The organism is Pseudomonas asplenii, from assembly GCF_001293465.1.
GTDB lineage: Bacteria > Pseudomonadota > Gammaproteobacteria > Pseudomonadales > Pseudomonadaceae > Aquipseudomonas > Aquipseudomonas fuscovaginae_B.
Window position 1 is genome coordinate 93,274 of record NZ_JSYZ01000016.1, and the last position, 13,621, is coordinate 106,894.

Genomic DNA, 13,621 nt, shown 5'->3' on the forward strand with positions numbered 1-13,621 from the left:
GCGCTGTAAAGAGGTGTCGGGCCCTGGAGGCCTCTTTTCGTTGTAGGACTCGAAGCCTGGGGGAGGCTCCCGGGTTCCTGACCAGGCTCACGTGCCTGTTCGCGGATGAGTCCGGCGCCCCGATCGTTCCCACGCTCTGCGTGGGAACGATCAAAGCCCCTATGGTTTGAACGCCTGTTCGCGGCGGTGCGGCGTTCCGACAAGCCATGCTCCTACAGAGGGAGCAGGACTCCCGTTTTGCGTTCGGCGCTGTCCCTGTGGGAGTCGGCCTGCTGGCGCGGCTACGCCAGCGTCTAGTACTGCTGCCCGGGAATCCACGAGGTCCCGGCCAGCGGCACCCGGGCCATGGCCGCGGACTCCACGGTCAAGGCCACCAGGTCCTCGGGGTCGAGGTTATGCAGGTGGGACTTGCCGCAGGCACGGGCCATGGTCTGCGCCTCCAGCACCAGGACACGCAAATAGTTGGCCAACCTGCGCCCACCCTCGACCGGATCCAGGCGTTTCGACAGTTCCGGGTCCTGGGTGGTGATGCCCGCCGGGTCACGGCCGTTCTGCCAGTCGTCGTAGAAACCGGCCGCCGAGCCGATCTTCTTCAACTCCTCGTCCAGCCGCGGGTGGTTGTCACCCAGGGCGATCAGCGCCGCCGTGCCGATGGCCACCGCGTCCGCGCCCAGGGCCATGGCCTTGGCCACGTCGGCCCCGTTGCGGATGCCGCCGGAGACGATCAACTGCACCTTGCGGTGCATGCCCATTTCCTGCAGGGCCTGCACCGCCTGCGGAATCGCCGGCAGAATCGGGATACCGACGTGTTCGATGAACACTTCCTGGGTCGCCGCGGTACCGCCCTGCATGCCGTCGAGCACGATCACGTCGGCGCCGGCCTTTACCGCCAGCTTGACATCGTAATACGGGCGGCTGGCGCCGATCTTCACGTAGATCGGTTTTTCCCAGTCGGTGATCTCGCGGATCTCGGCGATCTTGATCGCCAGGTCGTCCGGGCCGGTCCAGTCCGGATGACGGCAGGCCGAACGCTGGTCGACACCGATCGGCAGGGTGCGCATACCGGCGACCCGCTCGGTGACCTTCATGCCCAGCAGCATGCCGCCACCGCCCGGCTTGGCGCCCTGCCCCAGGACGATCTCGATGGCGTCGGCCTTGCGCAGGTCGTCCGGGTTCATACCGTAGCGCGACGGCAGGTACTGATAGACCAGGTGCTGCGACTGCCCGCGCTCTTCCGGGGTCATGCCACCGTCTCCGGTGGTGGTGCTGGTGCCGGCGATGGTCGCGCCACGGCCCAGGGCCTCCTTGGCGTTGGCCGACAGCGCGCCGAAGCTCATGCCGGCGATGGTCACCGGAATCTTCAGGTGGATCGGCTTCTTGGCGAAGCGGTTGCCGAGAATCACATCGGTGCCGCACTTCTCGCGATAGCCTTCCAGCGGATAACGGGAAACGCTGGCGCCGAGCAGCAGCAGATCATCGAAATGCGGCAGCTTGCGCTTGGTGCCACCGCCGCGGATGTCATAGATGCCGGTTTCGGCGGCGCGCTGGATTTCCTGGATGGTCAGGCGATCGAAGGTGGCCGACTCGCGCAGCACCGGAGCGGCTTTCGGGGTAGTGGATTCACTCATGTTCTGGCTCCTGGATCAGTAGGCGCTGGCGTTGTCGACTTTGAAGTTGTACAGCTGGCGGGCCGAACCGTAGCGCTTGAAATCGCTGGCCTTTTCGTTGAAACCGGCCTGGTTCAGCAGGGCCTGCAGCTCTTCGAGGTGTTCGGGGCGCATCTCCTTCTCGATGCAGTCCGAGCCCAGCGACTCGACCTTGCCCTTGACGAAGATCTTCGTCTCGTACAGCGAGTCGCCCAGCGCATCGCCCGCGTCGCCGCAGACCACCAGGCGCCCGGCCTGGCCCATGAAGCAGCTCATGTGGCCGATGCTGCCGCCGACCACGATGTCGATGCCCTTCATCGAGATGCCACAACGGGCACCGGCGTCGCCCTCGATCACCAGCAGCCCGCCATGGGCGGTGGCGCCCGCCGCCTGCGAGGCACTGCCCTTGACCCGCACGTAGCCGGACATCATGTTCTCGGCGCAACCGACCCCGACGTTGCCATGCACGGTGATCGAGGCCTTCTGGTTCATGCCGGCGCAGTAGTAGCCGGCGTGCCCCTGGATATCCACGGACACCGTTTCGTTGATGCCGACCGCCAGGTTGTGCGCGCCGTTGGGGTGGGTGACCCGCCACTCTCGCTCTTCGAGCTGCCGGGCCTGGTCGTGCAGGGCCTGGTTCAGCTCACGCACGGTGCTGGCGGAAAGATCGATGGTTTTCATGGGCGTGCTCCTTGAGCCGATTCGCGTTCCCAGACGTAAAGGGTGGCGGGAACAGGTTCCCAGACCTTGGCCTTGTCGATGCCCGGCAGGCTCGACAGCGCCTGGTATTCCGAGGCCATGGCGACGTAGTCGGCGGTCTCGGCGAGGATCGCCGGCTTGCAGGCGATCGGGTCGCGGATCACCGCGAAGCCGTTGCGGGTGCCGATGGCGAAGGTGAAGAAGCCGTCGAGGTCTTCCAGGGACTTGTCCAGCGCGGTCTTCAGCGAGTCGCCCTGTTGCAGGCGCCAGGCCAGGTAACCGGCCGCCACCTCGGTGTCGTTCTCGGTCTCGAAGTGGATGCCCTCGCGGCGCAGGTTCTGGCGCAGGCGCGAGTGGTTGGACAGCGAGCCGTTATGCACCAGGCACAGGTCGGCCCCGGTGGAGAACGGGTGGCTGCCTTCCAGGGTCACCGCGCTTTCGGTGGCCATGCGGGTGTGGCCGATGATGTGGCTGCCCTTCATCGAGGCCAGGCCGAAACGCTCGGAAATTTCCCGGGGCAGGCCCATACCCTTGAGGATCTCGATGCTCTGGCCGACACTCATGATGCGCACCTGCGGTGCCAGCTCCGCCAGTGCGGCACGCACCGGCGCCTCTTCGGCACGGATCTTGAGGACAATGGCGCTGGCGTTCTGGAACCAGTCCAGCGGTGCCGCCAGCCGGGCTTGCAGCGCCTCGACCAGGGCCTTGAAGTCATAGCCGTCGCGGGTGGCCTGCAAGGTCAACTTGACCCAGCCCTCGCCCACTTCATCGCCATAAATGGCGAAACCGGCACTGTCCGGCCCGCGGTCGGTCATGGCTTCGAGCATCGGCTCGAAAAGCTGGCCGAGCCGGGATTCCAGCGCCGGATTTTTCAGGTAAAGCCCCACAATTCCACACATATCGCAAACTCCCGGGCAGAAGACGCCCTACCCACTTGCAGGGCGTCGGAAACGGTTGGTTGAAACGGCTGGATCAGAAGAATTCGGTGTAGCGCTGCACTTCCCAGTCACTCACATGGCGGCTGTACTCCACCCACTCCATGCGCTTGAGCTTGATGAACTCGCCGACGATCTCTGCGCCCAGTACCTCGGCGAACAGCGGATCGGCTTCCAGCGCATCGCAGGCTTCCTTCAGCGACTGCGGCAGGGTCTTGATGCCGCGGGCGGCGATCTCCTCCAGGCTCAGCTTGTAGAGGTTCTCGTTGCAGACGTTGTCGATTTCCAGCTTGCGGTCGATGCCATCCAGACCCGCGGCGATGATCGCGGCGCTGACCAGGTACGGGTTGCACCCGGCATCCGGCAGGCGGAACTCCAGGCGGCCATAGGGCACCCGGACCATGGCCGAGCGGTTGTTGGCGCCAAAGGCGATAAAGGCTGGCGCCCAGGTGGCACCGGACAGCGAGTTGCCGACCACCAGGCGCTTGTAGGAGTTGACCGTGGGCGCGGCGAACGCGCACAGCGCCGGGCCGTGGGCCAGCAGCCCGGCGGCGAAGTGATAGGCCAGCTTCGACAGGCCCATGCCGCTCGGGTCGCTGGGATCGTGAAACAGGTTCTTGCTGGTCGCGCTGCTGATCGACAGGTGGAAATGCATGCCGTTGCCCGCCCGTTTCGGATCGGGCTTGGGCATGAACGAGCAGATCATGCCCATGTCGTTGGCGATCTCGCCGGCGGCCATGCGGAAGAAGGTGAAGCGGTCCGCCGACTCCATGGCATCGCTGTAGGTGTAGTTGATCTCGAACTGGCCGTTGGCGTCCTCGTGGTCGATCTGGTAGATGTCGAAGCCCACCGGTTGCAGGGCTTCGGTCAGGCGTTCGAGGAATTCGCGCGAGCGCGACAGGCCCTTGTAGTCGTAGCACGGCTTGTCCAGGGCATCGCTGGCGTCGACCAGTTGCAGGGCGCCGCTGGCGTCACGGCGAAACAGGCTGAACTCCGGTTCGAGGCCGGTGTTGAGCGTCCAGCCGCGATCGCTCAGGCGCTCGACCTGGCGCTGCAGCACGTAGCGGCTGTCGTAGGGCCAGGGCTTGCCCTCGACGTGGCCGATGCACACCACCCGGCCGTAGCCCTTCTGCCAGGGTACCGGGGTCAGCGACGACAGGTCGCCCTTGGCCATGAAATCCGGCCCGTGAGGTTCCATGCCCATGCCACAGATGGCAAACCCGGCGAACCCCGCCCCCTCTTCGGCCACCATCTCCAGACCCGAAACCGGCACCGATTTGGTCTTGGACGAACCGTGGATATCGACGAACTGGGCCAGCACGTATTTGATCCCGTGCTCCGCGATCAGCCGCTGTGTTTCGGGTGGCAACATGAGCGTTCACTCCTGGCGAAAGGCAAGACGTTATGGTTTGAACCGTCGCTTGCTTCCTGGCCGGAACTTATTCCAATCAGGAAACTTACTTTCCCAATAGGAATGCAATGGCCTTGCCAAGTTTGTCGCTTGGGGTCTGCGGAGCCGCGATTGCGGCTTTTCCTCTGTATATATGGGAAACTCGTTTTCACCGAGGGAATATTCCGCCGCCGAACGAGCGGCCGAGGCCCGAATCGCACATTACTGGTGCGAATTTAAAATTATTGAACGGAAACCGTGCAAAGCCGATGAACACGCCTGACGAAGCACAACCCAAGCTCAAGCTCGAGCAGTACCTGGGCATCCAGATCAAGCGCCAGCGCCAGGCCCAGGAACTGAAACTGGCCGATGTGGCGCGCATCGCCGGGATCAGCCAGGGCATGTTGAGCAAGATCGAAAATGCCCAGGTGTCCACCAGCCTGGATATCCTCAGCCGCCTGTGCGACGTGCTCGGCATGCCGATGTCCAAGCTGTTCAGCCAGTACGACCAGCAAGGCGGCAGCGCGCTGCTGGTCAAGCGCGACGAGGGGCTGGAGGTAGTGCGCCGCGGCACCGAGAAAGGCCATACCTACCACCTGCTCAACCACACCCGCGGGCCGAAGAAGAGCTTCGAGGCGTACATGGTGACCATGGACGATGCCAGCGAGGAGTTCCCGACCTTCTCCCACCCCGGCACCGAGTTCCTGCATCTGCTCGAAGGCGAACTGGTCTACCGCCACGGCAACCAGCTCTACCCGATGGAAGCCGGCGACAGCCTGACCTTCGACGGCGAAATTCCCCATGGCCCGGAGAAGCTGGTGCAGGTGCCGATCCGGCTGTTATCGATCATGAACTACGGCACCTCCGGGGAGTAGAGCCGACCGCTCCCTCCACTGGCCCGCGACGGCCCCAGGGCCAGACCGCAACGGTGCTCACGTCGCGGGCAACCACCCCGCAAAATTTCCCACCAGTTAAAAAAGTTTCCAGAAACTCTGGACGCGCCATTGGCTTTCGCCTATAAACCGCACAAAAGAATATTTAATTCCTCATGGGAATTTTTATTCACCTACAACGTCGCCGTTCACCCCTGAATTTCGCCTTGCGCCGAGCTGCCGCCACTCTCCAGAGGACATGCCATGCAACACGAAAAGAACCCTTTCATTCTCAAGATCAGCTGTCCGGCGACCTCCGGCATCGTCGCGGCGGTGACCTCGTACCTGGCCGGCAATGGCTGCTACATCGGTGAAATGGCGCAGTTCGACGACGACTTCAGCGGCAAGTTCTTCATGCGCGCGGTGTTCCGCTTCAACGACGGCCACAGCGGCGACATCGCCCGGCTCAAGGCCGGTTTCGCCGAGGTCGCCCAGGCCTTCGACATGCACTGGGAACTGCACGACACCCGCGAGCCGATGCGCGTGCTGCTGATGGTCAGCAAGTTCGACCACTGCCTCACCGACCTGCTGTACCGCCACCACAAGGGCGAGATGGACATGACCATCACCGCCATCGTCTCCAACCACCTGGACCTGCGGCCCATGGCCGAGCGCGAGGGCATCCGCTTCATCTACCTGCCGGTGACGAAGGAAACCAAGGCCCAGCAGGAAGCGGCGCTGATGAAGGTGGTCGATGAAACCGGCACCGAGCTGGTGGTGCTCGCCCGCTACATGCAGATCCTCTCGGACGATTTGTGCAGGCAACTCTCGGGCCGGGCGATCAACATCCACCACTCGTTCCTGCCCGGTTTCAAGGGTGCCAAGCCCTATCACCAGGCCTACGAGCGCGGCGTGAAGCTGATCGGCGCCACCGCGCACTACGTCACCAGCGACCTGGACGAAGGACCGATCATCGAGCAGGAAGTGCAGCGGGTCGACCATGCCTATCTGCCGGACCACCTGGTCGCCACCGGTCGCGACACCGAGACCGTGGCCCTGTCCAAGGCGGTGCAGTACCACCTGGAACATCGCGTCTTTCTCAACAACGACAGAACGGTGATCTTCCGGTGAATACCTCCAAGCTGATCGATGGCAAGGCCGCGGCGGCGCGGGTGCTGGCGCGGGTCAAGGCCGAAGTCCGGGAGTTGAAGCAGGCCGGCATCGAGCCTGCGCTCGCGGTGATTCTCGTGGGGCAGGACCCGGCCAGCCAGGTCTACGTGCGCAACAAGATCCTGCGTGCCGAAGAGGCCGGGATCCGCTCGCTGGAATACCGGCTGGGCGCCGACACGACCCAGGCGCAGTTGCTCAGTCTGATTGCCGAGTTGAACGAGGACGACAGCGTCAACGGCATCCTGCTGCAGTTGCCGCTGCCGGCCCATATCGAGGAAACCCGCGCCCTGCAGGCCATCGCCCCGGGCAAGGATGTCGACGGGTTCCACAGTGAGAACGTCGGCGGCCTGAGCCAGGGCCGCGAGGTGCTGACGCCCTGCACCCCCAGCGGCTGCATGCAGTTGCTCGAAGACGCCTGCGGCGACCTGAGCGGCAAGCACGCAGTGGTGATCGGCCGCTCGAACATCGTCGGCAAGCCCATGGCCGCCCTGCTGCTCAAGGCCCATTGCTCGGTCACCGTGCTCCATTCGCGCAGCGTCGAGGCCCAGGCCCTGTGCCGCCAGGCCGACATCGTGGTCGCCGCCGTCGGCCGCCCGCGGCTGATCGACGCCAGTTGGCTCAAGCCCGGTGCGGTGGTGATCGACGTCGGCATCAACCGCATCGACGACGGGGAACGCAGCCGCCTGGTCGGCGACGTCGACTTCGACAGCGCCCTGCCCCAGGTCTCGGCCATCACCCCGGTGCCCGGTGGCGTCGGCCCGATGACCATCGCCTTCCTGATGAAGAACACGGTGACCGCTGCCGTTCAGCAGGCCCACGCCCAACGCAGTCACCTGGAGGCCCTATGCCATTCCATCTATTGAAATACGGACTCGGTTCGCAGTACCCGGTCGAGGTCGACCTGCCGCCGCCGAAGGAACTCAAGCCGGCCTACGACGTGGTGATCATCGGCGGTGGCGGCCACGGCCTGGCCACCGCCTACTACCTCTCCAGGTACCACGGCATCAGCAACATCGCGGTGCTGGAAAAGGGCTACCTGGGCGGCGGCAACACCGCGCGCAACACGGCGGTGATCCGCTCCAACTACCTGACCAGCGAAGGGGTGCGCTTCTACGCCGAATCGGTGCGGATGTTCGAGGGCCTGTCCAACGAGTTCGACTTCAACATCATGTACTCCCATCGCGGCCAACTGACCCTGGCCCACACCGACGCGACGGTGCGGTCGTTCCGCCAGCGCGCCGAGGTCAACAAGCACTTCGGCGGCCGCACCGAAATGCTCGACCGCCAGCAGATCCGCGAACTGGTGCCGACACTCAACCTCGACCCCGGCCACCTGCCGGTGCTCGCCGGCCTGTGGCACATCGACGGTGCCACCGCCCGCCACGACGCGGTGGCCTGGGGTTATGCCAAGCAGGCGGCCAAGCGGGGCGTGGAGATTCACCAGCTCACCGAAGTCCAGGAACTGGTGATCGACAACGGCACGATCACCGCGGTGAAGACCAACCGCGGCACCGTCCGCTGCGGCTGCGTGGTCCAGGCCGTGGCCGGCATGAGTTCGCAACTGATGAAGAAGGCCGGCATCCGTTCGCCGATCCAGACCTTCCCGCTGCAGGCCATGGTCACCCAGCCATTCAAGCCGTTCCTCGACCCACTGGTGAGCTCCTCGGCCCTGCACTGCTACGTACAGCAGACCAGCCGTGGCGAAGTGGTGTTCGGGGGCGGTTCCGACCCCTACCCGCTGTTCAACACCCGCTCGACCCTGGACCTGAAGGAAAGCCTGCTGGCCCACGCCATCGAGATGTTCCCGTTCCTGGCCAACGCCAGGCTGATGCGCCAGTGGGCCGGGATCACCGACATGACCCCGGACTACAGCCCGATCATGGGTCTGTCGCCGGTGAAGAACTACTACCTCGACGCCGGCTGGGGCACCTGGGGCTTCAAGGCCACGCCGATCTGCGGCAAGACCATGGCCGAGCTGGTCGCCAGCGGTGGCCGGGTACCGGAGCTGATCAGGCCGTTCGGCCTGGAGCGCTTCGCCACCTTCCAGCAAGTCAACGAAATGGGCGCGACAGCGGCCAGCCACTGAGGAGCGGCACATGAAAGTGATGAATTGCCCGCTCAACGGGCCGCGCAATATCAGCGAGTTCACCTACGGCGGCGAATTCAAGCGGATGCCCGATCCGCAGACCTGCAGCGATGCCGAATGGGCCGACTACGTGTTCAACAGCGAAGACACCCTCGGCGTGGTCCGCGAATGGTGGCTGCACAACCCGTCCAGCTACTGGTTCCTGGCCGAGCGTCACACCGGCAGCGACGAGATCCTGCGCACCTTCGACCCGCGGGAACTGTTCGACAGCCGCGTTGAATTCACAGCCGCGAACACCCAGGAGACCGTGCGATGAACCGCCTCCCCGTACCCATGGGCCTGCTGATCGACCGCAGCCAGCCCCTCGATTTCAGTTTCGATGGCAAGCCCTACCAGGGCTTTGCCGGTGACAGCATCGCCAGTGCCCTGCTCGCCAATGGCCGCTTCCTGCTCTCGCGCTCGTTCAAGTACCACCGCCCGCGCGGCCCGCTGACCATGGCGGGACAGGACGCCAACACCCTGGTGCAACTGCCGCGCGAACCCAACGTGCTGGCCGATACCCAGTTGCTGGAAAGCGGCGTGCAGGTGACCGGGCAGAACTTCAGCGGTTCGCTGGACCATGACCGGGATGCCTACCTCGGCAAGTTCTCCAGGTTCATGCCGGTGGGTTTCTACTACCGCTCGTTCTACAAGCCCCAGGGCGCCTGGAAGCTGTGGGAGCCGATCATCCGCAAAAAGGCCGGCCTGGGCGTGCTCGACCAGAGCTTCCAGCCCGAGTACTACGACAAGGCCTACCTGTTCACCGACCTGGCAGTGATCGGGGCCGGCCCGGCCGGCCTGCAGGCGGCGTTGACCGCGGCGGATGCCGGGGCCAAGGTGCTGCTGGTCGAGCAGCAGCCGATCCTGGGGGGTTCACTGACCTACGCCCGCTTCGACCTCGAAGGCCGGCGTGCCGACAGCCTGCGCCAGGAGCTGGTCGATGCGGTGCAAGGCCACGCCAATATCCGCGTGCTGAAGCAGGCCACCTGCAACGCCTGGTTCACCGACAACTACCTGCCGGTGATCCAGGGCAAGCGGATGTACAAGGTCCGCGCCACCCAATGCCTGGTCACCAGCGGCTCGTTCGACCAGCCGGTGATCTTTCGCAACAACGACCTGCCCGGGGTGATGCTCAGCAGCGCCGCGCAACGGTTGATGAAGCTCTATGCGGTCAAGCCGGGCCAGCGCGCCGTGGTCCTGACCGGCAACGACGACGGCTACCTCGCCGCGCTGGACCTGGATGACCAGGGGGTCGAGGTCGCCGCCCTGGTCGACATGCGCCCTCATCCGGCCAACCGCGAGCTGCTGCCGGAACTGGAAAAACGCGGCATCCCCTGCCACGCCGGCAGCACCGTGTACGAAGCCCTGCACGAAAAGGGCCTGCGCCATGTCAGCGGCGTCGACATCCGCGCGATCACCGGGCAAGGCCAGGTCGCCCAGCAGGGGTTGATCCTGGACTGCGACCTGCTGTGCATGTCCGGCGGCTACATGCCGGTCTACCAACTGCTATGCCAGGCGGGTGGCAAGCTGGCCTACGACGACCCGTTGGCGGCGTTCACCCTCAGCGGCCTGCCGCAGAACCTTCGCGTCGCCGGCTCGGCCCATGGCTACCACGCCCTGGACAACGTGCTGGCCGATGCCATCGACGCGGCGGCGCAGATCGTCACCGCGCTGAACCTGGAACTTGTCGCCAAGCCCTTGCCGCTGCGTGCCGAAGCCCCGGTCAACTTCCCCTGGCCGATCTTCCCGCACCCCAAGGGCAAGGATTTCGTCGATTTCGATGAAGACCTGCAGGTCCGCGACATCGTCAATGCCACCCGCATCGGCTACCGCGACGTGCAACTGGTCAAGCGTTTCTCCACGGTCGGCATGGGCCCGTCCCAGGGCCGCCATTCGGCCCTGCCGACCGCGCGCCTGGTGGCCTCGTCGACCCAACGCAGCGTCAGCGAGACCGGCGTGACCACCGCCCGGCCGCCGTTCGAGGCGGAAAAACTGGCCCACGTCGCCGGCCGTGCCTTCGACCCGTACCGGCAGACGCCGATGCATCGGCGCCACCTCGAGGCCGGGGCGAAGATGATGCCCGCCGGGATCTGGCAGCGCCCGGCCTACTACGGCAAGCCCAGCCAGCGTGATGCCTGCATGCAGGCCGAGGCGCAACACGTGCGGCACAAGGTCGGCATCATCGACGTCTCGACCCTGGGCGGCCTGGACGTGCGGGGTCCGGACGCCGCCGAACTGCTCAACCGGATGTACACCTTCGCCTTTCTCAAGCAGCCGGTGGGGCGTTCGCGCTATGCGCTGATGACCAATGAACAGGGTGTGGTGATCGATGATGGCGTATGCGCGCGCTTCGCCGACCACCACTTCTACGTGACCGCCACCACCAGCGGCGTGGACCGCATCTACCAGCAGATGCTCAAGTGGAATGCCCAGTGGCGGCTGGACGTCGATATCGCCAACGTCACCGCGGCGATTGCCGCAGTCAACGTCGCCGGACCGGACTCGCGCAAGGTACTGGAGAAAGTCTGCAGCGACCTCGACCTGTCGGCCGAAGGCTTTCCCTACCTGGCGGTGCGCCAGGGCACCGTGGCCGGGATCAAGGCGCGCCTGCTACGGGTCGGCTTCGTCGGTGAGCTGGGTTATGAAATCCACGTTCCGGCGCGCCATGCGCTGCAACTGTGGGACGCGCTGATGGCGGCCGGCAAGGCCCATGACATCCGCCCGTTCGGCGTCGAGACCCAGCGCCTGCTGCGCCTGGAAAAAGGCCACGTGATCATCAGCCAGGACACCGACGGCATGACCCACCCGGCCGAGATCAACATGGGCTGGGCGGTCAGCCGCAGCAAGCCGTTCTTCGTCGGCCGCCGCTCGATCGACATCCTCGAGGCCCAGCCGCAGAAGCGCAAGCTGGTCGGTTTCACCCTGCCCAGGACCAGCCCGCAACCGCTGGAGGGCCACCTGGTGCTCAAGGGCCCGGACATCAGCGGCAACGTCACCTCCTGCGAGTACTCGCAAACCCTCGACCGGATCATCGGCCTGGCCTATGCCGCCTTCGACCAGGCCACGCCGGGGCAGCAGATTCCGATCCGGGTCGAGGGCGGCGTGATCGTCCAGGCCACGGTGGTGAAGCTGCCGTTCTTCGACCCTGAAAACCAGCGCCAGGAGCTCTGACATGTCCACCCTCATCAGCGAACGTCCCCTCACGCCGGCCCGACTGGCCGAGGGCGCCTTGCAACAATGTGCCCTGATCGACCTCACCGACCTGCCGCGGGTCGGCTTTCGCGGCCCGCACAGCGCCGCCTACCTGCAGGCCCGCGGCTTCAGCCTGCCCGAGGCGCCCAATCGCGCCGTCACCCAGGCCGACGGCAGCCATGTGGCGCGCCTGTCGCAGAGCGAGTACCTGCTTCTCGGCAGCCTCGCTGATCGTGGCGCGCGCATCGCCGACGAAGAAGCGCGCTGGGTACTGGACCGCAGCGCCAACTACCTGCTGCCACGCCAGGACAGTCATGCCTGGCTGCAGTTGAGTGGCGTGTGCAGCGCCGAGGTCATGGCCAAACTGTGCGGCGTCGACCTGCGCGCCCAGGCCTTCGCCCCCGGCGCCGTGGCCCAGACCTCGGCGGCGCGGATCAACGTGATCGTGGTCAACCTCGGCGGCAGCGCCGAGCCGACCTTCCAGATCCTCTGCGACCGCGCCTCGCTGGCGTACTTCAGGGAGGCGCTGCTCGATGCCATGGCCGAGTTCGACGGGCAACTGCTGAGCCTGGACGCCCTGTAGCCATCGTCCCCGGTGGGTGCCCGCCGGGATGTCGAACGGCTACCGGCCATGGCGCGCTGTCGAGGCGGGCGGCCGTCAGTTCAGCCCGCCCCTTCGGGAAACGGCAGGCTCAGCAGCCACTCGCTGAAGGCGACCAGCGAAGGCAGGTTCTGGTAGCGGTTGGCATACGCCAGGTAATAACTCCTGCCGCTTTCCATGGGCTCGAACAGCACGACCAGGCTGCCCGCGCGGATCTCGTCCTGCACCAGCACCTGCGGCACCAGGCCGATGCCGATACCGGCGACCGCCGCCTGGATGAGGTGGCTGGTGAGTTCGAAGCCGGGCCCCGGGCGCATCAGGCGATGATCCAGGCCGTTGTGCTCGAACCAGTCCGACCAGGCATTGGGCCGGGACACGACATTGAGCAGCGAATGGCTGGTGGCGATCTCGGCCGGCGTCGTCGTGCGGTATTCGGGCAGGGCCGAAGGACTGGCGACGACCACCAGTTCCTCGGTGAGCAGCTTGTGCGACATGAACCCCGGCCAGGAGCCGGAACCGGCGTAGATGATCGCGTTCATCTCGCCGGCGGCACTGGCCAGGTCGGCCTGGATGATCCGCGAATGGATGTGCACGACGATGTCCGGATGCCGGGTGTAGAAGTCATTCATCCGCGGCAGCAGCCACTTGGAGCCGAACGTCGGCAGCACGCCCAGGTGCAGCACGCCTTCCTGGGAACGAAAGGCGATGGTCTTCAGGGTCGCGCTGCGAATCCGCCCCAGGGCCGCCGACAGCTCATGCTGGTACAGCGCCCCCGCCGCCGTCAGCTCGATGCGCCGGCCGTCACGCAGGAACAGTTCGACCCCCAGCAGCGTCTCCAGCGCCTGCACCTGCCGGCTGACTGCGCTCTGGGTCAGCAGCAGCTCATCGGCCGCCTTGGTGAAGCTGCCGTGGCGGGCCGCTGCTTCGAAGGCCACGAGCACCGACATGGAGGGAGTGAGGCGTCTTGGGTTCATTCATAAAGCTCATGCAA

12 protein-coding genes are annotated in these 13,621 nt (G+C 65.5%); 7 read left to right on the forward strand and 5 right to left on the reverse strand.

The window, feature by feature from the left end:
* Window positions 1-293 precede the first annotated feature (293 nt).
* The 4 genes from PF66_RS20545 to glnT form a co-directional block, all read right to left on the reverse strand.
* Window positions 294-1,628 (reverse strand): FMN-binding glutamate synthase family protein, encoded by a 1,335-nt coding sequence (locus PF66_RS20545; protein WP_054058043.1) that lies wholly within the window; start codon window positions 1,626-1,628, stop codon window positions 294-296.
* A 15-nt stretch (window positions 1,629-1,643) separates the two neighbouring features.
* The gene (locus tag PF66_RS20550; RefSeq protein ID WP_054063688.1) at window positions 1,644-2,327 is read right to left on the reverse strand and encodes a protein glxC; all 684 of its coding nucleotides are present in this window, start codon (window positions 2,325-2,327) and stop codon (window positions 1,644-1,646) included.
* Window positions 2,324-3,244 carry a class II glutamine amidotransferase gene (locus tag PF66_RS20555; RefSeq protein WP_054058045.1) on the reverse strand — a complete coding sequence of 307 codons (921 nt, stop codon included), beginning with the start codon at window positions 3,242-3,244 and terminating at the stop codon, window positions 2,324-2,326. The genes PF66_RS20550 and PF66_RS20555 overlap by 4 nt, the downstream gene beginning before the upstream one ends.
* 73 nt (window positions 3,245-3,317) lie before the next feature.
* Window positions 3,318-4,652 carry a type III glutamate--ammonia ligase gene (glnT, locus tag PF66_RS20560; protein WP_054058046.1) on the reverse strand — a complete coding sequence of 445 codons (1,335 nt, stop codon included), beginning with the start codon at window positions 4,650-4,652 and terminating at the stop codon, window positions 3,318-3,320.
* Between the two features lie 287 nt (window positions 4,653-4,939).
* On the opposite strand from glnT, the gene PF66_RS20565 reads away from it, so the two are divergent.
* The 7 genes from PF66_RS20565 (at window position 4,940) to PF66_RS20595 (ending at window position 12,612) form a co-directional block, all read left to right on the forward strand.
* Entirely contained in the window at window positions 4,940-5,545 is a 606-nt protein-coding gene (locus tag PF66_RS20565; RefSeq protein ID WP_054058047.1) for a helix-turn-helix domain-containing protein, read from the forward strand.
* Window positions 5,546-5,806: 261 nt separating this feature from the next.
* Window positions 5,807-6,673 (forward strand): formyltetrahydrofolate deformylase, encoded by an 867-nt coding sequence (gene purU, locus PF66_RS20570; protein WP_054058048.1) that lies wholly within the window; start codon window positions 5,807-5,809, stop codon window positions 6,671-6,673.
* Complete coding sequence (gene folD, locus PF66_RS20575) at window positions 6,670-7,575, forward strand: bifunctional methylenetetrahydrofolate dehydrogenase/methenyltetrahydrofolate cyclohydrolase FolD (RefSeq protein WP_054058049.1); 906 nt, start codon at window positions 6,670-6,672, stop codon at window positions 7,573-7,575. Before purU ends, folD begins: the two co-directional genes overlap by 4 nt.
* On the forward strand, window positions 7,557-8,798 hold the full coding sequence (locus PF66_RS20580; RefSeq protein WP_054058050.1) for an FAD-dependent oxidoreductase: 1,242 nt from the start codon (window positions 7,557-7,559) through the stop codon (window positions 8,796-8,798). Before folD ends, PF66_RS20580 begins: the two co-directional genes overlap by 19 nt.
* A 10-nt stretch (window positions 8,799-8,808) precedes the next feature.
* Window positions 8,809-9,114, forward strand: a complete 306-nt coding sequence (locus tag PF66_RS20585; protein WP_054058051.1) for a sarcosine oxidase subunit delta — start codon at window positions 8,809-8,811, stop codon at window positions 9,112-9,114.
* Window positions 9,111-12,008 (forward strand): 2Fe-2S iron-sulfur cluster-binding protein, encoded by a 2,898-nt coding sequence (locus PF66_RS20590; RefSeq protein ID WP_054063689.1) that lies wholly within the window; start codon window positions 9,111-9,113, stop codon window positions 12,006-12,008. The genes PF66_RS20585 and PF66_RS20590 overlap by 4 nt, the downstream gene beginning before the upstream one ends.
* Before the next feature lies 1 nt (window position 12,009).
* Window positions 12,010-12,612: a sarcosine oxidase subunit gamma gene (locus PF66_RS20595; protein WP_054063690.1), complete on the forward strand. Its 603-nt coding sequence runs from the start codon at window positions 12,010-12,012 to the stop codon at window positions 12,610-12,612.
* 80 nt (window positions 12,613-12,692) lie between these two features.
* Here the strand turns inward: PF66_RS20595 and PF66_RS20600 are convergent, their stop codons facing one another.
* Window positions 12,693-13,604 carry a LysR substrate-binding domain-containing protein gene (locus tag PF66_RS20600; protein ID WP_152973065.1) on the reverse strand — a complete coding sequence of 304 codons (912 nt, stop codon included), beginning with the start codon at window positions 13,602-13,604 and terminating at the stop codon, window positions 12,693-12,695.
* Window positions 13,605-13,621: the final 17 nt, after the last annotated feature.

What these genes read in the sequence shown, in the direction of transcription:
- PF66_RS20565 (WP_054058047.1), top strand. Translation starts at nt 4,940, where the DNA reads ATGAACACGCCTGACGAAGCACAACCCAAGCTCAAGCTCGAGCAGTAC.
- PF66_RS20590 (WP_054063689.1), top strand. Translation starts at nt 9,111, where the DNA reads ATGAACCGCCTCCCCGTACCCATGGGCCTGCTGATCGACCGCAGCCAG.
- glnT (WP_054058046.1), bottom strand. Translation starts at nt 4,652, where the DNA reads ATGTTGCCACCCGAAACACAGCGGCTGATCGCGGAGCACGGGATCAAA.
- PF66_RS20555 (WP_054058045.1), bottom strand. Translation starts at nt 3,244, where the DNA reads ATGTGTGGAATTGTGGGGCTTTACCTGAAAAATCCGGCGCTGGAATCC.
- PF66_RS20585 (WP_054058051.1), top strand. Translation starts at nt 8,809, where the DNA reads ATGAAAGTGATGAATTGCCCGCTCAACGGGCCGCGCAATATCAGCGAG.
- purU (WP_054058048.1), top strand. Translation starts at nt 5,807, where the DNA reads ATGCAACACGAAAAGAACCCTTTCATTCTCAAGATCAGCTGTCCGGCG.
- PF66_RS20545 (WP_054058043.1), bottom strand. Translation starts at nt 1,628, where the DNA reads ATGAGTGAATCCACTACCCCGAAAGCCGCTCCGGTGCTGCGCGAGTCG.
- PF66_RS20595 (WP_054063690.1), top strand. Translation starts at nt 12,010, where the DNA reads ATGTCCACCCTCATCAGCGAACGTCCCCTCACGCCGGCCCGACTGGCC.
- PF66_RS20600 (WP_152973065.1), bottom strand. Translation starts at nt 13,604, where the DNA reads ATGAACCCAAGACGCCTCACTCCCTCCATGTCGGTGCTCGTGGCCTTC.
- PF66_RS20550 (WP_054063688.1), bottom strand. Translation starts at nt 2,327, where the DNA reads ATGAAAACCATCGATCTTTCCGCCAGCACCGTGCGTGAGCTGAACCAG.
- PF66_RS20580 (WP_054058050.1), top strand. Translation starts at nt 7,557, where the DNA reads ATGCCATTCCATCTATTGAAATACGGACTCGGTTCGCAGTACCCGGTC.